Source organism: Pseudoalteromonas sp. S2721, assembly GCF_005887425.1.
Taxonomy (GTDB): domain Bacteria; phylum Pseudomonadota; class Gammaproteobacteria; order Enterobacterales; family Alteromonadaceae; genus Pseudoalteromonas; species Pseudoalteromonas simplex.
Window position 1 is genome coordinate 1 of record NZ_PNCZ01000055.1, and the last position, 18,316, is coordinate 18,316.

Genomic DNA, 18,316 nt, shown 5'->3' on the forward strand with positions numbered 1-18,316 from the left:
AAAGACTCATCGAATGAAGAGGTTCAAAAAATTATAACTAACTCAAGAGCAAATATAGCTGAACTGGCTTTACTTTATGAAATGCCTGAACAAGTCCTTAATCGTGTTGTAGAGGCAGAAAAACATTCAGATAACCCAGAGAACTTAGCCGTGATGCAGTTTATTCGCTTTTTACTTGACGATAAAACGATTGAAGAGGTTTTTACTGCCTTAACCAGAATCCCAACGGACGTAAAATTAGCGTGGAACTTTAGTGAGATTAAAGATTACCTAACCGATAATTTTGAAGGGAAAAAGCAGCAACAAATACAAGCTGTTGTGCAGTATTTTGAGCAACATAAAGATATTGAGCAATTAAGGGTTGAATTAGGTATTGTAAGCTAGTCTTTTCCTTTTTAGCGCCATAAATGACAACCTACGTAGGACGTGCTTTAGCGCGTTGGTATGAGAGTTAAATGTCTTTAACCTTCACCGCGGGGTTACCTGCTACTAGAGTATTTGCCGCGACATCTTTGGTAACTATAGCCCCTGCGCCAATCACGGCATTATCAGCAACTTTAATACCCGCAAGTATAATAGCGCCTGCACCAATCCATACATTGTTGCCAATACTAATCGGCGCTGCAAAATTAGCTTTTGCTAAACGCTCGGTTGGGTTTATTGCATGCGATACCGCGAGTATTTGCACATTAGGGCCTATTAAGCAGTCATCGCCTATCGTAATTTGCGCATCAGTTAGCGGTGCATCGAGCATAGTACAGTTAATATTTATGAAGGTTCGATCACCTATTTTAATACCACTGCCATAATCACAATGAAAACCAGCTTCAATAACAACCTGCTCGCCACAGTGAGCAAACATGTCTTTTAGTCGTTTTAAATTGCCTTTACTTGGGCTTTTGGCAAATAAACGGCAAACTTCATGGGCATTTTTTCGTTGTTCGAGTAAGGACTTATCGAGGCTATTAAACTCTTTCATGGGGCATGTTCATGGTTATATTTGCCAATAGCTTAGCGTGTTGGTGATGAAGATCAAAATTAAAGCTGTGTAGGTTAACGATCATTCACTTGCCATTTATATTGTTTCGTTTAAAATCTCACAACTTTCGAAACGAAACTTATGTAATTCACTTTATGACAAAACGAAACACTCAACAACGTCGCCATACTATCTTAAGCCAAGTGAATGAACTTGGTGAAGTTGCTGTTGAAGCGTTAGCAGAGCAGTTTCAAACTTCTGAAGTGACGATACGTAAAGATCTGACAGCTCTAGAAAAAAGTGGCTTGTTGCTACGCCGCTACGGTGGCGCTATTGCATTGCCGCAAGAAATCGTTGCAAATAGCAACGAGAAAAGCGACTCGCTTCGCAAAATGGCAATCGCACAGGCGGCTGCAAAGCTTATTAAAGATCATAACCGCATCATCATTGATAGCGGTCGCACTACAGCAGCGATGATACCTGAGCTTGCCAAAAAGCGTGGTTTAGTGGTGATGACAAATGCTATTAATGTCGCTAACCGACTGCTTTCATTAGAAAATGAGCCAACACTTTTGATGACCGGCGGAACTTGGGATCCACATTCAGAATCGTTTCAGGGCCAAGTTGCAGAGAATGTTCTACGCTCTTACGACTTTGACCAACTGTTTATTGGTGCCGATGGCATTGATATTGATAGAGGTACTACAACCTTCAATGAATTAGTGGGGCTTAGCCAAGTGATGGCTGAAGCAGCCCGTGAAGTAGTGGTGCTGGTAGAGTCAGAAAAAATTGGCCGAAAAATACCGAATTTAGAACTGCCTTGGCAGCGTGTAACCACTGTTATCACAGACAACAACCTAAGCGCAGATAAGCGCGAGGCGATATCAGCATGTGGTGTACAGCTGATCTGTGCAGAAATTGAATAACCCGTAATAAGACCGACAACACCTTATTACGCATCATTTATGACAACACATACCGCCCAAAGTAGAGCGCTTTGGCATGTGCAAAAGGAGAAATTATGTGTGGAATCGTTGGGGCTATTGCAGAACGCCCAGTAAATAAAATTCTTGTTGAAGGCCTTAAACGCCTTGAATACCGTGGCTATGACTCAGCTGGTGTGGCTTTACTTAAAGGTACTGAGCTTAACACTGTAAAAACAGTGGGTAAGGTTGCTAACCTTGAAGCGGCACTTAACGATGCAGCAGTTAATGGTACTACTGGTATCGCGCATACGCGCTGGGCAACTCATGGTGGCGTAACTGAAGCGAATGCTCACCCACATGTTTCGAATAGCGAAATTGCCCTTGTTCATAACGGTATTATCGAAAATCATGCCAGCCTACGTGATGCGCTTAAAGGCGACGGTTATGAGTTTTTATCAGAAACAGACACTGAAGTTATGGTGCACCTTATTCACCAACTTCGCCAACAACACGATACGCTTTTAGCTGCAGTACAGGCTGCTGTGAAGCAGTTTGAAGGTGCATTTGGTACGGTTGTTTTTGATAAAGCGAACGACAACGAAATCATCGTAGCGCGCTCTGGTAGCCCACTGGTGATTGGTTTAGGTCTTGGCGAAAACTTTATTGCCTCTGACCAACTTGCTCTATTACCTGTTACACGTACCTTTATTTACCTTGAAGAAGGTGATGTTGCTCGTATTACTCGTGACAGTGTAGAAATCTTTGATGCAAATGGTGATGCAGTTGAACGCGAAGTGATTGAATCAAACATTACGCAAGATGCATCAGGTAAAGGCGAATATCGTCACTACATGCTGAAAGAAATTTACGAGCAGCCGCTTGCTGTACGTAACACCCTTGATGGCCGTTTAGTTAATGACACTGTAGCGATTGATGCCTTTGGCGAAAGTGCTCAGCAAATCTTTAAAGACGTAAAACACGTGCAAATTATTGCCTGTGGTACTTCATACCACTCAGGTATGGTTGCTCGTTACTGGCTTGAACAATTTGCTGGCGTGAGCTGTAATGTTGAGATTGCTTCTGAGTTCCGTTACCGCGAATCATTTGTACATGAAAACAGCTTACTTGTGACCATTTCACAGTCTGGTGAAACAGCCGATACGCTTGCTGCACTGCGTCTAACAAAACAGCAAGGTTACATGGCGTCAATGACCATTTGTAACGTACCGGGTTCATCGTTAGTACGTGAATCTGATTTAGCCTTTATGACTAAAGCCGGTGCTGAAATTGGTGTTGCATCAACTAAAGCCTTCACCACACAGCTTGTTGGCTTATTAATGCTTACGGCATCTATTGCCCAAGAAAAAGGCCTAGATCAAAGTGCGATTGTGAATGCAATCAAAACACTTCCTAACAAGTTAGAAGAAGCACTACTGCTTGCTGAAGGGATTGAAGATTTAGCTGAAGAGTTTGCTGATAAGCACCACTCACTATTCTTAGGTCGTGGCTCACAATACCCAATCGCGATGGAAGGTGCGCTTAAGCTGAAAGAAATTTCATACATTCACGCCGAAGCATATGCAGCGGGTGAGCTTAAGCATGGTCCTCTTGCGTTGATTGATGCCGACATGCCAATCATTGTTGTGGCACCAAACAACGAGCTACTTGAAAAGCTTAAATCAAACGTAGAAGAAGTACGTGCCCGTGGCGGTATTATCTATGTATTCGCAGACAAAGATTCAGCGTTTGAATCTGACGAAACAATGCGTGTAATCAACGTAAACCATGTGGATGACGTGATTGCTCCAGTTGTATATACAATTCCGTTACAGCTGCTTTCATACTATGTCGCGGTCATTAAAGGCACCGACGTAGACCAACCTCGAAACCTAGCAAAATCGGTAACGGTTGAGTAAGTTAAGAGTTTTATTTTTATTAAGGCGCAATATGCGCCTTTTTTTGTACCAGTAATTCTGTTAGCTTAAAAAATTACCAATTTTTCTTAAGGATAAGTCGTGCGACTATTTAAGTTATTCTGTATTAGTGGTTTTTTACTCTGTACTAGTCATGTAATGGCTCAACCCGCTGCAGATGATGCGGTTACACATTACAGCCAGCATACGCATACTATCGAATCAAGCAATCTTAGTGAGCAACGCACTGTCGTTGTGCAATTACCTAAAAGCTATCAAACACATCCAAACAAAAAGTATCCCGTTATTTATCGTTTGGATGGGGCTGGTAATTTACCATTGATTAATGCTGTGCTAGAGCGCTTACAAGAAAATGATCAAGCGCCAGAGGTGATTGTAGTTGCGATTGAAAGCACTAATCGACTTAGAGATTTTTATCCGACAGTGAACAAAGAACCACAAGGGCCTGTTGGCGAAGGCGGTGGTGCAGCAAAGTTTTTAGCTTTCGTAGAGCAAGAACTGATGCCTTTGGTTAATAAACAGTATCGTACGCATGATTATAGAGTTATTGCAGGAGCCTCAGCTGCGGGTGTATTTGCTCTTTATGCTATGCAGGCTGATCCTGAGTTATTTCAAGCGCACATTGCTTATAGCCCTGCGGTATGGTGGAACTATGGCGCCCCGGCTAAAAGTTTAAATACCTTTGTTACTAAAGCCAAAAGTATTAACAGCTATGTATATATGAATATCGGCGAAGAAGCCGGCATTATGCGCGAAAGATACAATAATATGCAGCAAACAGTGCAAAATAGTAAGGTGCAAAATTTGCGCTTTAAGAGCGATGCCTTTGCAGGCGTTTCACATAACCTAACCTCAGCCGCTGGGGCATTTAATGCGTACCATGGCTTATTTTTATCTAAACATATGCCTTTGAGTGCACTAGGCGATGATGTTTCATCAATTGATGCTTATTATCAACGTTTATCTCAGCAATGGGGTGAGCAAATAGCGCCACCAGACCGCGCTGTTCGGATGCTGGGTTACAGCTTAACGGATAACCAGCAATTTGAGCGGGCTATTGAGGTGTTTAAGTACAATATCAAAAACTACCCTAAATCAGCGTATGCACTGTCAGCTTTGTCATATGGCTATGAAATGCAAGGTAATGTTCGCCAAGCATTAGTTCAAATTGAGGCTGCAATCGCTGTTGCCGATGACTCTTATCCCTACCCAGATTACTTAAAAGAGACAAAAACGAGGTTACAAGGGCAGCTATAATTAAGCTGCCTTAAACAAATCAATGGTCTTGGTGATAATAGCTTAGGGTTTGTAGGGCAAGCGCAAATACATCTGCGCTGTTATCACCATTAACGTTTTTAACCACAGTCACCGCGACAGTAATGCCCGGCACAGTTTTCGCACTCACCGCAGATTGAAAGGCGGCATCAATCGCTTTTGGTAGTTCAGCTGCGCTGCTAACATGAGCTGTATCCTTTTTGAGTAACCTTGCAGTCACTCTTGTTATTATTTTTAAGGCATTTTTGATTGCTCAAATTTTCTCTAGATGACAACCCATAGGCGCTTAATTGCACACTTTTCACGTTGTGTTAGTTTGGATAAATATTAAACTGCACCAAAAATTTAGAACAAGTAATGTGTATTAGTTTGTATATACAAGTTTGAATATTAGATATTTAGTAAAAATAAACCCCGCATTGCAGCGGGGTTTTTTGCTTTTTAACAACCAGTTAAGAATTAAAAGTCAGTCGGTGCTGGTGGCACGGTGAGTGGCTTTTTCGGGTTGTCTTTTAGCTCTTTTAATAGCTCTTCTACGGCACGTTCAATCGATGGATCTTTACCTTGGTAGATTAACTCTGGGCGGTCAACAACCTTGATATCTGGAGTGACACCTTCGTTTTCGATGATCCAGTTGCCATCGTTATCTAAAATGCGGAATGTTGCCGCGATAACTTGGCCGCCATCGACAAGGCTTGGGTTACCTGAAATACCAATTAATCCACCCCAAGTACGGGTACCAATAAGCTTACCTAACCCCGCTTGGCGGAAGTAGTAAGGAATAGCATCACCGCCAGAACTTGAGTAACCATTGATCAGCATGGCTTTTGGACCATCATGAGCAAATTGTGGTGTTTTCGTTGGCTCAACACCGCGGCGCTTCCAATAGTTAAGCGGTTTACGGGCAAGCCAGGTGATCATGTGCTCAGGAATAAAGCCGCCGCCATTGTATCGGTCATCAATAATCATGGCGTCTTTGGTGGTTTGCGGCATGTAGTTTTTGAATATGGCGCGGTTACCTTCGTAGGCTGTATTTGGTAAGTGAACATAACCAATTCGGCCATTTGATAGCTTATCAACGTAGGCTGCACGAGAGTTAACCCAGTCTAAATAACGCAAACCTTGCTCGCTGGCTACAGGCTTAACGGTAACTTGCCATGCACCTTTGCTGCGCGGCTTACTGTTAAGAACTAACTCAACTTGCTCACCTTGAGTGTTCTCTAGTAGTTCGTAGAAGTTAGCGACGTCTTTTACTGAGCGGCCATTTACGGCAATGATGTAGTCGCCGTTATGTGCTTTTACCCCTGTTGTGCCAAGTGGTGAGCGGAAGTCTTCATGCCAGTTTTCACCTTGGAAGATCTGCTCAATTTTTACGTATCCTGATGGATCGCTGGCAAGTTTTGCACCCAATAAGCCGTGCTTTTTACGCTCTGCTTTTGGCATATCACCCGACTGCACATAAATGTGGCCTGAGTTAATTTCACCTGCGATTTCACTGAGAATGTAATCTAGGTCACTACGGTGTGAGATTGCATCAGCCATAGGTTGATACTTAGCTAAAATTGCGTCCCAATCTTGGCCGTGATGGTTTTCATCGTAGAACCAATCACGTAATGTACGCCAGCCTTCAACATACATTTGCTGCCATTCAATTTGTGGCTCAATTTTTAAGGTCATGTTACTAAGATCTAGCTTATTCGCTGCTAGGTCTTGTTTTGCTTTAGGCTCAATTAAGCTGTAATCGTTACCCGCATGTACTAACAGGTGTTCACCGTTGCTCGAAATAGTATAACTACGAACCCCTTTAGCCACGGTTTCAAGCTCGCTGTCGTGAGCTGTGCCTATCAATTGTAGGCCGCCATTAGCCAGTGTTAGCACGCCATCCTTTACTGCCGTTAAACCGCGATAATCTCCAGCTGGCGCATTTAAAGCGGTTACACGCTGCATAAAGTCACTGCTTTGCAGGGTATTTTTAGCTTTCTTGTCGTCATCTTTTTGTTTATCGCTGACGATCGCTGTTTCATCACTTTGTAGTGCGATAAGTGGTTTGATGCTGTCATTTACGGCTGCGGCATAAATACGCGTTGCACGATTAAACATGTAGTCAAACTCGTAGCTGCTAAAGGCTAAATTAAAGTCGCGCTCAGAACTAAAATACAGGTATTGACCATCAGGAGAGAAAGTTGGGTTTTGCTCATTGGTCATTTCATCCGTTAAGCGAGTCACTTTCTTTTTATCAACATTGTAGTGCCACAGTGAGGCATAGCGGTTTTCATTGTTTTTCACATACACAATGTCTTCGCTATTTGGCGACCAAGTATATTGGCGAATGCCTTCTTCATCGTAGATGCTGGTATCAATTTTGTGTTGTTTACCTGATTTTGCATCTATCCACCAGAGTGTGTGGTTTTTATCTGCAAATAATAGTTTTGAGCTATCTGGTGACCAAATAGGTGTAAAACGCCAAATAGTGCCGTTGCTGGTTAGCTGCTTGGTGGCATTATTTTTACTGCGGTCTTTTAAGTAAATTTCGTATTCGCCACTTTCATCGCTCATATAAGCAATATAACGGCCATTTGGCGACCAACTTGCGTCAATTTCGCGGCCTTTTGCTGTGTAAGATAAGTTACGTGTTGGGCCTTGTTTAACCGGTACGCTAAATAGCTCACCGCGGGCAGTAAAGAGTGCACGCTTACCATCATGAGAAATCGACATTGAGTCGATAAAGTCACTCACATTTTTTGTGTACGGCATTGCGTATTGACGCACACCAGCAATGTTAATGCTCAGCTTGCTGCTTTTTTGAGTTTTTGGATCAAAGCGATAAAGGAAACCACCATTTTCATAAACAACAGCATTTGGGCCAGCTGATGGCCACAGTACGTCAAAGTCTTTATGGTTGGTCAGCTTATTAGGCTCTGCGCCTTTTTGGTATTGATACAGGTTAAGGGTGTAATCACGGTCAGATACAAAGTAAATGTTGTCGCCAACCCAGGTTGGTTGCTGATCGGTAGCGCGGTTAGTAGTTAGCTGCTCTGAGGTATTGTTTTTTAGATCGTAAACCCAGACATCTTGTGCGCGACCACCACGGGTGCGCTTCCAAGTACGAAATTCACGGTCAATAGGCGTGTAAACATATTTACTACCATCTGGCGAAAGCATACCGCCGCCGGTTTCTGGAATAGCCAGAGGCTGCTCAAGGCCACCGTCAGCAGGCACCCTATATGGACGACCCATACGTTTACCCCACGGTGTGCGGTTAGCACGGAATACTACATTTTTGCCATCTGGTGTCCAATCGAGAACACGATAATCAAAACCGCCGCGTGGTGGCATTGGGCCAACATCGTTGTAGTAAGTCAGTTGTTTTAAGCCTGAACCATCGCTGTTAATTACATAAATTTGGCGGCTGCCATTGTACTCGGCTGCAAAGGCAATGCGTTTACCATCAGGTGAAAACTTAGGGAAGGTTTCAAAGCCAATATGGTCGGTTAAGCGTTTGCTCTCGCCTGTTTGCGTATTAGCAATGTAAATATCGCCACCATACACAAATGTAACGTTTTGGTTATGAATATCTGGAAAGCGCAGTAAACGCGTGTCTTTAGTTTCGTAAGCTGATGCCCAAGGTGCCAGTGTCGCAGCCATGGCCAGTGCCAACGTTGTTAGTTTTTTCATGGGATTACATCCTATTCTGGGAACTGTTACATCATAACAATTCAGTTTTAAATAGCGATGCAGTTGCGATGAAAGTCTGTTACAAAATATGAATAAAAAAAGGTTGGCACTAAATGCCAACCTTTGCGAGCTATGTAATACCATAAAACACAACTTCTTAGTGGTCGTGATCGTCACTTTCTTCTGCGATACCTAACCAAGTGATGGCTTTTGGTGCAAAAGTCAGTTCAAGATCACCTTCAATTTCAAGGTCTTCGATATGTACTTTAAGTACGTGCTGAGCGATAGGATCAGCAACGTAAGCAAACTCACTATTTTGTGACACAGTCATGCTGAAGTTCATGCCTTCTGGCATTGTTGTTACGTCTTCTTCAGTGATATCTACTTTACCAGCAAGTTCCCAGTGCATGTGGCCGTCGTGCTCATGGGCTTCAAGCACGTTTAAAAAGCCTAAGCTATCAAGTACTAAAAAGTGCTCTCCGCTTGCTGAGAATGAGTAAGATACAGCACTTGCGCCTTCATCAAGTTGCCACTCAAGCACTTCCATTTCAGCTTCGCTTGGATTGATACTTACAAGTACACCCGATGCAATTGCAATAAAGCTTTCGCTACCTTCATGGCCATATAATGTGCCAATACGTGTATCACCTAGCGCATCTATATTGGCGATTTTTTCTGCATGGTATTCATCGTCATGCTGGTGGGCTATTAGTACACCGTCACCACAACCAAATGCTACATAATCATGGTTTTGCGCTGCACCGTGTAAATCTGGGCAAGTAACTTCAAATGTTTGTTCAAGCTCATATTCACCGTCATGAAGGTGGAAAACACCCACTTGATCCGGCAGGATTTTAGCGTTTGAAGTGCTTTCGCTATCAGCACGACGCAAGGTTGCAACTAGGTGCTCGCCACGTGGCTCTGCAACACCGTGCATATTGATGTCGTACTGAATACCAGCAAGTGTCGCGGTTTCGTTAGTAATGTCGTTATCGGTTAACACTTCTACAGAAGCAACTGTACCTGCGTCGGCATTCCCATCGTAAAACACGGCCATTTGGCCATCATGTTTAACGATGTGAGTAGGGCGGCTGCCAGTTGTTAGCTCGTAGTCACTAAATGCTGGACCTTGTTTATAGTCATGTAAATGCTCGCCATGATCTTCACGCCATAAACCGCCATCGATAAAACCTAAGTAATCTTGGTTACGGTTAGCAATAACCGCATAACGGTAGCTTGGTGAAACATTTAGTGAGCTTGATTCATGAGTAAGCGAAAACGTTTCTAGTAACGAGTCGTCATCTAAATCAAAAATATTCGCTTCGTTGCTATCTGCTGCTAAAACCGCTAAACGACCCATTGAGTCAATGGTATAGCCATCGTCATGATCGTGATCATGGTCATCACCACCGTCGTCTGGAACCTCAATAGGATCTTTCTCAACAATATTTGTTTCTGCATCACCACATGCGGTGATCAGGGTGCTACTAATTGCCAGTGCCAATAGTTTTAATCTAAATAAGTGTGTCATGTAGGTTTCCTTTATTTGTAATTTTGTTTTAGAAGTAGCCGCGAACACCAAGCGCAAAACTACGCCCAGGACGTGGTGCAATATCTTTTAAGAATGAGCTATGAACGCGGGCTTCTGTGTCCGTTAAGTTAGTGCCTTTTAGGTAAAGTGAGACGTCTTGGTTCAATACCGATAAGTCATAAGAAATACTGGCATCAACAAGGGTGTAGCCGTCTGTTGTGGTTTCTTCTTGTGCTATGCGGTCTTGCTCTTGGTAGCGCGTAACGTGAATATTTGCCGTTAGGTTTTCGGTTTGATAGCTAAACTCAGTACCAAAACGCAGTGGTGGAGTACGCGGTAAATCTCCGCCGTCTTTTAGGCGAGCGCGTACATAATCAGAGAATAAGTCGACTTTAAATTCGTCGGTTAACTGCCAAGCAACTTGCGCTTCAAAACCATGTAAAACCACGTCGTCTGTTTTAAATAAATAAACCGGTAGTTCAGATGAATGATCGTGCTCATCTTCGTGAGCATGTTCGTCGCCATGGTCGTGATCATGGCCACTTTCTGCGTATAGACCTGTGTTGATCTGGTAATAATAGTTATCTACTTGGTTGTAAAACGCATTGAAGATAAAGCCAATATCACCTTCGGTTTTACGGAATGTCAGGTCGATATTATTTGCCGTTTCTAAATCGATAGCGTCTTCTGAAAGCTCAAAATGACCATCATGAGTGTCAAATAGCGCACCAACTTCATAAGTTGCAGTACCAATGTGTGGGCCGAAAGATAACAGCTCAGAAGCAGATGGAGCACGTTCAGAACGCGATACCGATAAACCTAGGTTATAACCCGGTGTAAAATCCCATACCACCCCTGTTGATATGCTTACCGGTGTAAACTCTTGGGCGACATCAAATACACGTGTGTAGTTTGATTCTTCGTGTCCATGATCATGACCGTGGTCGTGCTCATCACCGTCTTCATCATGTGCATGGGCGCCAATGTCTGGTAAAAGCACATTGTTAGCATCAATAGTAACTCGCTCAACACGGCCACCTAATTGCACTAAAAAATCGCCAAAATGCTTTTCTTCCATAATTGCAAAAGCAATACTTTCAGTAACAGACGGAGGGGTGAAGGCTTCAGAGCCTTGTGCTTCTACATCACTTTTTTTGTAATGAAAGCTAACGCCACCATTCCACTCATCAAATTGGCTATGCAGAATGTCAACGCGCAGCTCATTGGTTTCGTTTTTGAAGGTTGTGCCTACTGCACCGTGTTCGATTTCAGCGTGTTCGTAGTCAGTGTGGCCCGCACGTAAGTTAATTTTGCTTAGCCATTCACTGTCGATATTGTATTCACCAAGTAGCTGAACTTTGGTTTGTTCAAGATCAGCAAAAACGGCTTCTTCTTCGCTGTGCTCCTCTTCATGGTCATGTCCTTCATGCTCTTCTTCTTCACCATGAGTATGGCCAGGAATACCGTATTGGCGGTTAAACTGCTCAACCGCAACACCAAGGTAACCTTGCTCAAATAAATAGCTAGTGCCTAAAGTAAAGCCATCTGAGTCTTCATTACTGTTTTCTACTACGTACTTTGAGCTGTGCTCTGTGTCGTCAATATCGGCGGCAACAGGTACTTCGTAATCGTCTGATTCACGCCAGAATGCATCAGCATAAAAGGCAAATGACTCTGTCCCTGTGGTGGCATTAAACGAAGCAACTTTTTGCTCATCTACAGAGTTATGTTCTAGGTTCCATTCACCACGTGTTGTGCTGTCTGTTGGTACGCGACTATCAACTACGTTGACGACACCACCAATTGCACCGCTGCCATAAAAAAGAGTTGCTGGGCCACGTAATACTTCAATTTGCTGCGCTGTTGATGCTTCAGATGCCACTGAGTGATCAGGGCCAACACGTGACACATCACTGACATCTAAGCCATTTTGCGTAATTAAAACACGTGGGCCGCTTAAACCACGGATCACAGGGGTACTGGCAACCTTGGCATGAAAGTTTGTGTTAACGCCAGGCAGCTTTTCGAGGCTATCGCCAAGCGTTGATGCTTGTTGGCGTCGTAATTGTTCGCCAGATAACACACTAACAGGTGAGGCAGATTCCATCGCTGACATATGAATCGGCGTTGCTTCAACATCAATCACTTCAATCGGTGAGCGCTTTAGATTAAAGGTTGCGCTGTGGTCTTGGTCATTGGCAAGTGTGATATCTCGATGTAAGTGAGCATAACCTGGCGCTGAAATATGTAGCTCTTTTAAGCCGTTATTTAAGCCGCTGATTTCAAACTCACCTTTGTCATTGGTTGTTACTTTTTGATCAGAGCCTTCAAGGTCAACGGTGGCATTTGCAACCGCTTTGCCTTGGTTATTTAACACAACGCCTTTGATTGATTGCGCCAAGACACTGGCTGGTAATAACGTCGCTATGACGACAGCTATTTTTGATATGTTATTCATTAGTTACCACTCTTTTAGTACGTTATAATGTATCAATTGTGCTTTAATTGTTATAATGTATCAAGTGTGAATCGATGAATGAGTTTTATTCTTTTTTGTAACAGCATATTTATAGTGAGGTAAATGGAGTGGTTCGGGTTATGAAAGCAGCAAAGTTGGCAGTGATATGCTTTATGGTTGGATGTATTTTTTCAGCTCAAGGGCATCAACACCATCACCATTCACATGGTGAGGGAGTGCTTTTTGTGGTTCATGATCAAGATAAATGGCAGGTTAAGTTCATTTTACCGGCTGGAGATATTTTTGGCTTTGAGCATCAGCCCGAGACAGCTGAGCAAAAGCAAACTATTAAAAAAACATTAGCCCAATTAGCAAATTCACAGCAGCTAGTGACATTTAACGGCGAATGTAAGCTTATTCATGCTAAATTTGAAAACCCATTTGAGCATCACACTCATCATTCACATCAAGACCTTGAAGTTGAATACTCGTTTAGCTGTGATAAGCCCGTTTCTAAAGTCACTGTGACTCTATTTGCATGGACTGAAGCCATATCTGTTATCGAGGCGCAGTGGATCACAGAGCAAGCGCAAGGTATAGCAGAGCTGACTGCAACAAAGCCTTATATTGAGTGGCCGCATGAATAAACAGCGATTAACCAGCACACTTAATAAAGCAAAGCAGGTTTGCCTTGAGCATGGCAGAAAATTCACCGTTCAGCGCAAGCAGATACTGCAAATATTACTAACCACAGACGTGCCGCTATCAGCATACGAGTTGGCCAGTTGCTACAAGCTGCGCACAAGCTCTAGTGTATCTGTTATGTCTGTTTATCGAATCTTGAGCTTTTTGGAGTCGGTAAACCTTGTTCGCAGGCTTAATAGTGCTAACAAATATATTGCTTACGGTACCGACAGTGAGGTTCTTAAGCGTGAGATTTCTTTGTTTTTGATTTGCCGTCATTGCCAAAAAGTGGAGACTTTAGCGGTTTCACAAAGTGATGTTGCAAAGCTTTTCCCTCACTTTGCTGATGTGGGCTTTACCTCACAAACAAAGCAATTTGAAATGATGGGAGTATGTAGTGAGTGCCAAGCTAAACTTGCTTGATGCACTTTTTTTAATTCATGTGTTCTATTTTTTAGGAATTTTTCAGTGAAATTACAATTAATGATGGATAAGTTTGCCATCGGGTTATCAGCTATGTGTGCGATTCACTGCTTAGCTGTGCCAGTATTATTAGTTTTATTACCAAGTGCCGCTGCACTGGGTTTAGGTAATGAACAATTTCATTTTTGGATGTTGGCAGCTGTGTTGCCAAGTAGCTTATTAGCGCTATTTTTAGGGTGTAAAAAACATAAACGATATCAATTATTAATACTGGGGATTGTGGGTCTTGCTCTATTATTGTCGGCTGTAGTATTAGGCGAAAATATCATTGGTGAAGCTGGCGAGAAAGTGCTGACCTTATTAGGTTCATTATTTGTGATTGCAGGGCATTGGTTTAATTTTCGCTTATGTAATACAAAAGTAGATGAACACTGCCCTTGTCCTAGCGAACAGCGATAGGTTGCAGAATAAAATTGAGTAATGAGTGTTTAACTGATGACTTTAATTGGAGAGCTTTTTAATCGGCAGATACTTGAATTAGTGTTGATGATAACGATTGCAGCGGTGATCACCGCCTTTATTCCCGCAATAGAAGTTTATAAGCAGGCCCTACATACAAGCTTGTCGGCCAATAAGTGATTGACCAACACGCTTGTTCAGTAAAACTGATTTACTTGTAGAATACTTCTACAGTCCCTTTTACTTTTAATAGTAAAGGTTGGCCACGGCGATCAAGCGCTTTTGGTGAAGCGATTTTGATCCAGCCTTCGCTGATATTGTATTCTTCAACGTCAAAACGCTCTTTGCCGTTAAGTTTTACACCAATTTCATGCTCGAAAACTTCTTCCACATAAAATTTACTACGTGGGTTGATAGAAAGTTGGTTTGGTAATTCTGGTTTTTGTGTATCAGTCATAGTCGCGATCTGCATTGAATAAATTGTGCGCCATTGTAGGCAATAGCTGGCATTGGCTCAAGTATCTACATGGCAATTTTATTGTTTACTCGCAGGCTTGTTCTGAATGCTCTTCACGCATGGCTATGGCTTCACTCTTTTGTCGAAGTCGTGTGTTAAGTAGTAGTCAAAATGACGGGTTAAAAATTAGCAATAAAATGCATTGTTATACTATAACCTATTTTTTATTTGTGTTATTTTATAACAAATCATTTTGCTTAATTTCTATAATCAGACCTTATGAAGTACTCAACACTAAGTTTAGCTTTAGCTGCGGCGTTTGCAGCGAATACACATGCAGCTGATAACAGCGATATCGAAACAATCACCATTGAACACAAACAGGCGTTTCGTGGTGATATTCCAACAAAAGATTTACCGCAGTCGATCACCACATTAAGTAAAGACATGATGACTGATAACGGTGTTACTAAGTTTCGTGATGCACTGGATTTTTCTGCCAGTATTACTCGCAAGAATAATGGTGGCGCGCTGTGGGATAGCTATTCAATTCGTGGCTTGTCAGGAAACGAAAATATGCCGTCTGGGTATTTAGTTAACGGTTTTAGTGGTGGTCGCGGCTTTGCAGGCCCGCGTGATGTATCTAACATTGAATACATTGAAGTATTAAAAGGGCCAGGCTCAGCACTCTATGGCCGCTCAGAGCCGGGTGGTACCGTAAACATTATTACTAAAAAGCCACAGTTTTATCAGCAAGGGCAACTTCAGGCTGAGTTGGGTAGCGATGATCACAAGCGCATTCAAGGTGATTACACCAATGGTCTAACAGATGATTTAGCGTTTCGTATTAATGGCGCATGGCAAGATAGCGACAGCTTCAGAGACTATGTACACCACGACAAATTTGTTATTACGCCTTCGCTTTATTATCAAATCAACGATAACTCATCGCTGACTTATGAGTTTGAGTATGTTGACCAACAGCAAATGTATGACCGCGGTATTGTGGTGTTAAATGGTGATTTTGATACCGTGCCTGAGTCACGTTTTTTAGGTAACCCAAATGATGCACCAACTAAGGTGCACTCGCGCGGCCATCAATTAAATTACAGCAACGATCTAAACCAAGATTGGAGCGTGTTATTAGGTGCGAGTTATCGTACTGCAACGTTAACGGGTTATTCGTCAGATGCTGAGCTGTCACCATCGCGCCAGTCATTATTTGATGATGGCAGAACCTTAACTCGCCAACACAGATACCGTGACTATGAATCTGATGATTTATCGTTGCGCTTTGAATTAAGCGGTCACTTTGATGTTGCCGGTATTACTAACCATGTACTAATTGGTGTTGATGGTTACGACTATGAGCTGCGCACTGGACTTTATCGCTACCGTGGTGGTAATGGCACTTACACCATTGATATTTATGAGCCAGAGTACAGCACTACTGAAGGCCCTGAAGTGGGCATGCAGTACGAAAATAACGAACAACAAAATGCGTACGGTATTTATCTGCAAGATCAGCTCGATCTAACCGATAACTTAAAAGTGATGTTAGGTCTGCGTTTTGATGAAATTGAACAAGATATTTTTGAAACTAAGTCTGGTGTGGCATCAAACAGCAAAGAAAACCGCATTAGTCCACGTTTTGGTGTGGTTTACGCATTTAATGACGACGTTAACCTTTACTCAAGCTATTCAGAAGGCTTTTTACCACTGAGTGGCACCGATGCCGAAGGTAATCCATTCGGTTTTGAAGAAAGTGACTCGTTTGAAGTGGGTATTAAATTTAGCTACGCCAATATCAGCGGTACGCTTGCTTATTTTGATGCGAGCAAGAGCAACATGCTGGTGGCAGATCCAGTAAATGTGGGTTATTCAACACCTGTAGGTAAAGCAAATAGCACAGGCTTTGAGTTAGATTTAACAGGTTCATTGGGTGACAATACCGAGTACAACCTATCTTATGCCTATGTGGATGCCGAGACTGCAACAGACAGTCTAAATGTTGACTGGTTAGTGCCAATTCCTAAGGGCAGTCCGCTTGTGAACGTACCAAAGAATAACCTTTCGATTGGCTTAAACCATGACCTAAATCTATTCGCACAAGAAATAAAGATTGGTGGTCATTATCAATATGTGTCTGACCGCTTAGGTGACCCAGCTGATCTCACTTTCCGTTTACCGAGTTACCAAACGGTTGGTTTATTTGCTAAATGGCGAGCGACTGAACGTACTACGGTATCATTGAATGTTGATAACGTGTTTGATGAACAGTATATTGCCAGTTCTTACAATGCATTGTGGGCCTACCCGGGTGCGCCGACGCAATTTAAACTTGGCGTAAGTTATGACTTCTGAGCAAGTTAAAAGCCGTATTCACAGTATCGACATCATGCGTGGTGTCGTTATTCTGCTGATGTTACTTGATCATGTGCGAGAGCGATTTTTCTTGCACATGCAGGTGGCCGATCCCATGGTGGTTGATACAACTTCGCCGGGGCTTTTTTGGAGCCGCTTTGCTGCGCACTTTTGTGCGCCAACCTTTATCTTTTTAACCGGTTTGTCGGCGTGGCTTTATAGTCATCCAGCAAGTGGCGTGGCGCGTTCAGCACGAAGCTTTTTAATCAAGCGAGGGCTGTTTTTAATCGCCCTTGAAGTGACACTGATTTGTTTTTCGTGGATGGGTTACTACCACACCATTTGGCTACAAGTGATGTGGGCGATTGGCCTTTGTATGCTGGTGTTAGCAGCATTGATTAAGCTGCCACGCAACCTATTGCTGGTGCTTGGTTTAGTTATTGTATTTGGTCACAACTTACTGACGCCAATCAGCTTTACGCCCGATGAGTTTGGTTACTCGCTGTGGACGATTTTGCATGACCGAGGCTATCTATCACAAGGCGGTTTAATCGACGTCAAAATTAGCTACCCAGTGCTGCCTTGGATTGGCGTAATTTTGTTGGGTTACTGTGCAGGTCCTTTATATGCGCATACTCAATCGGCGGATTCACGTAAACGAGCATTACTGCTGTTAGCGCTGTTATGTGTGGGATTATTTGCGCTGCTGCGTGGTTTTAATATTTATGGTGAAACTTTGCCATGGCAAACGTTTAGTACCACAACCGAAACCATGATGTCGGTGTTTAACGTGACTAAGTACCCACCGTCACTGAGCTTTTTGCTGATCACGTTAGCAGGCATGTTTGTAGGCTTGTGGTTATTTGAAAGACCACTCAACCGCTTTACGAATGCGCTCCGAGTGTATGGTTCTGTGCCTATGTTCTTTTATATTTTCCACCTCTATGTACTGCTATTTATGTATCAAATAGGCATGCTGATCTGGGGGGCAAATCAAGGACAATATTTAGGAGTCAGTGATATATCAGATATTTGGTTTATTACTTTGTTGCTGGCAATAGGGCTTTACTGGCCAACCAAGAAGTTTAGTGAATACAAGCGTAAGGCTAACAAGCCTTGGTTAAAGTATTTATAACGAAAAATGCCGATAT

14 protein-coding genes and 1 pseudogene are annotated in these 18,316 nt (G+C 42.8%); 9 read left to right on the forward strand and 6 right to left on the reverse strand.

Features of this window, described 5'->3' with window-relative positions; all coding sequences use genetic code 11:
• Positions 1-384, forward strand: a pseudogene (locus CWC02_RS17385) (tetratricopeptide repeat protein); the annotation flags it as partial.
• Positions 385-451: 67 nt separating this feature from the next.
• Here CWC02_RS17385 and CWC02_RS17390 read toward each other — a convergent pair.
• Positions 452-979, reverse strand: a complete 528-nt coding sequence (locus CWC02_RS17390; RefSeq protein WP_138619580.1) for a sugar O-acetyltransferase — start codon at positions 977-979, stop codon at positions 452-454.
• A 155-nt stretch (positions 980-1,134) separates the two neighbouring features.
• Here CWC02_RS17390 and CWC02_RS17395 point away from each other — a divergent pair, with 155 nt between their 5' ends.
• From CWC02_RS17395 to CWC02_RS17405, 3 genes are all read left to right on the forward strand, one after another.
• On the forward strand, positions 1,135-1,905 hold the full coding sequence (locus CWC02_RS17395; RefSeq protein ID WP_138619581.1) for a DeoR/GlpR family DNA-binding transcription regulator: 771 nt from the start codon (positions 1,135-1,137) through the stop codon (positions 1,903-1,905).
• Between the two features lie 95 nt (positions 1,906-2,000).
• Positions 2,001-3,821 carry a glutamine--fructose-6-phosphate transaminase (isomerizing) gene (gene glmS, locus CWC02_RS17400; protein WP_138619582.1) on the forward strand — a complete coding sequence of 607 codons (1,821 nt, stop codon included), beginning with the start codon at positions 2,001-2,003 and terminating at the stop codon, positions 3,819-3,821.
• Positions 3,822-3,920: 99 nt separating this feature from the next.
• A complete protein-coding gene (locus CWC02_RS17405; protein ID WP_502705409.1) occupies positions 3,921-5,096 on the forward strand; it encodes an alpha/beta hydrolase in 1,176 nt (391 codons plus the stop codon).
• A 19-nt stretch (positions 5,097-5,115) separates the two neighbouring features.
• Here the strand turns inward: CWC02_RS17405 and CWC02_RS17410 are convergent, their stop codons facing one another.
• From CWC02_RS17410 to CWC02_RS17425, 4 genes are all read right to left on the reverse strand, one after another.
• Complete coding sequence (locus tag CWC02_RS17410; protein ID WP_138619583.1) at positions 5,116-5,334, reverse strand: hypothetical protein; 219 nt, start codon at positions 5,332-5,334, stop codon at positions 5,116-5,118.
• Between the two features lie 239 nt (positions 5,335-5,573).
• Positions 5,574-8,789, reverse strand: coding sequence for a S41 family peptidase (locus CWC02_RS17415; RefSeq protein WP_138619584.1), 3,216 nt, complete (start codon positions 8,787-8,789; stop codon positions 5,574-5,576).
• A gap of 157 nt (positions 8,790-8,946) precedes the next feature.
• Positions 8,947-10,320: a 5-methyltetrahydrofolate--homocysteine methyltransferase gene (locus CWC02_RS17420; protein WP_138619585.1), complete on the reverse strand. Its 1,374-nt coding sequence runs from the start codon at positions 10,318-10,320 to the stop codon at positions 8,947-8,949.
• Positions 10,321-10,348: 28 nt separating this feature from the next.
• Complete coding sequence (locus tag CWC02_RS17425; RefSeq protein ID WP_138619586.1) at positions 10,349-12,778, reverse strand: TonB-dependent receptor; 2,430 nt, start codon at positions 12,776-12,778, stop codon at positions 10,349-10,351.
• 140 nt (positions 12,779-12,918) lie between these two features.
• Between CWC02_RS17425 and CWC02_RS17430 the strand changes: the two genes are divergently transcribed.
• Genes CWC02_RS17430 through CWC02_RS17440 form a run of 3 tightly spaced genes read left to right on the forward strand, consistent with a single transcriptional unit; the run spans position 12,919 to position 14,344 of the window.
• On the forward strand, positions 12,919-13,425 hold the full coding sequence (locus CWC02_RS17430; protein ID WP_138619587.1) for a ZrgA family zinc uptake protein: 507 nt from the start codon (positions 12,919-12,921) through the stop codon (positions 13,423-13,425).
• Positions 13,418-13,885 (forward strand): Fur family transcriptional regulator, encoded by a 468-nt coding sequence (locus CWC02_RS17435; protein WP_138619588.1) that lies wholly within the window; start codon positions 13,418-13,420, stop codon positions 13,883-13,885. The genes CWC02_RS17430 and CWC02_RS17435 overlap by 8 nt, the downstream gene beginning before the upstream one ends.
• Before the next feature lie 45 nt (positions 13,886-13,930).
• Positions 13,931-14,344, forward strand: a complete 414-nt coding sequence (locus CWC02_RS17440) for a MerC domain-containing protein (protein ID WP_249364128.1) — start codon at positions 13,931-13,933, stop codon at positions 14,342-14,344.
• A 211-nt stretch (positions 14,345-14,555) separates the two neighbouring features.
• On the opposite strand, the gene CWC02_RS17445 is transcribed toward CWC02_RS17440, so the two are convergent.
• Positions 14,556-14,801 carry a DUF3297 family protein gene (locus tag CWC02_RS17445; protein ID WP_171040424.1) on the reverse strand — a complete coding sequence of 82 codons (246 nt, stop codon included), beginning with the start codon at positions 14,799-14,801 and terminating at the stop codon, positions 14,556-14,558.
• Between the two features lie 279 nt (positions 14,802-15,080).
• Here CWC02_RS17445 and CWC02_RS17450 point away from each other — a divergent pair, with 279 nt between their 5' ends.
• Positions 15,081-17,165: a TonB-dependent siderophore receptor gene (locus CWC02_RS17450; RefSeq protein ID WP_138619589.1), complete on the forward strand. Its 2,085-nt coding sequence runs from the start codon at positions 15,081-15,083 to the stop codon at positions 17,163-17,165.
• A complete protein-coding gene (locus tag CWC02_RS17455; protein ID WP_138619590.1) occupies positions 17,155-18,300 on the forward strand; it encodes an acetyltransferase domain-containing protein in 1,146 nt (381 codons plus the stop codon). The genes CWC02_RS17450 and CWC02_RS17455 overlap by 11 nt, the downstream gene beginning before the upstream one ends.
• Positions 18,301-18,316 lie beyond the last annotated feature (16 nt).

Bases quoted from the DNA above. Each gene is read 5' to 3' on its own strand.
- CWC02_RS17390 (WP_138619580.1), bottom strand. From the start codon at position 979: ATGAAAGAGTTTAATAGCCTCGATAAGTCCTTACTCGAACAACGAAAA.
- CWC02_RS17395 (WP_138619581.1), top strand. From the start codon at position 1,135: ATGACAAAACGAAACACTCAACAACGTCGCCATACTATCTTAAGCCAA.
- glmS (WP_138619582.1), top strand. From the start codon at position 2,001: ATGTGTGGAATCGTTGGGGCTATTGCAGAACGCCCAGTAAATAAAATT.
- CWC02_RS17415 (WP_138619584.1), bottom strand. From the start codon at position 8,789: ATGAAAAAACTAACAACGTTGGCACTGGCCATGGCTGCGACACTGGCA.
- CWC02_RS17420 (WP_138619585.1), bottom strand. From the start codon at position 10,320: ATGACACACTTATTTAGATTAAAACTATTGGCACTGGCAATTAGTAGC.
- CWC02_RS17425 (WP_138619586.1), bottom strand. From the start codon at position 12,778: ATGAATAACATATCAAAAATAGCTGTCGTCATAGCGACGTTATTACCA.
- CWC02_RS17430 (WP_138619587.1), top strand. From the start codon at position 12,919: ATGAAAGCAGCAAAGTTGGCAGTGATATGCTTTATGGTTGGATGTATT.
- CWC02_RS17435 (WP_138619588.1), top strand. From the start codon at position 13,418: ATGAATAAACAGCGATTAACCAGCACACTTAATAAAGCAAAGCAGGTT.
- CWC02_RS17445 (WP_171040424.1), bottom strand. From the start codon at position 14,801: ATGACTGATACACAAAAACCAGAATTACCAAACCAACTTTCTATCAAC.
- CWC02_RS17450 (WP_138619589.1), top strand. From the start codon at position 15,081: ATGAAGTACTCAACACTAAGTTTAGCTTTAGCTGCGGCGTTTGCAGCG.
- CWC02_RS17455 (WP_138619590.1), top strand. From the start codon at position 17,155: ATGACTTCTGAGCAAGTTAAAAGCCGTATTCACAGTATCGACATCATG.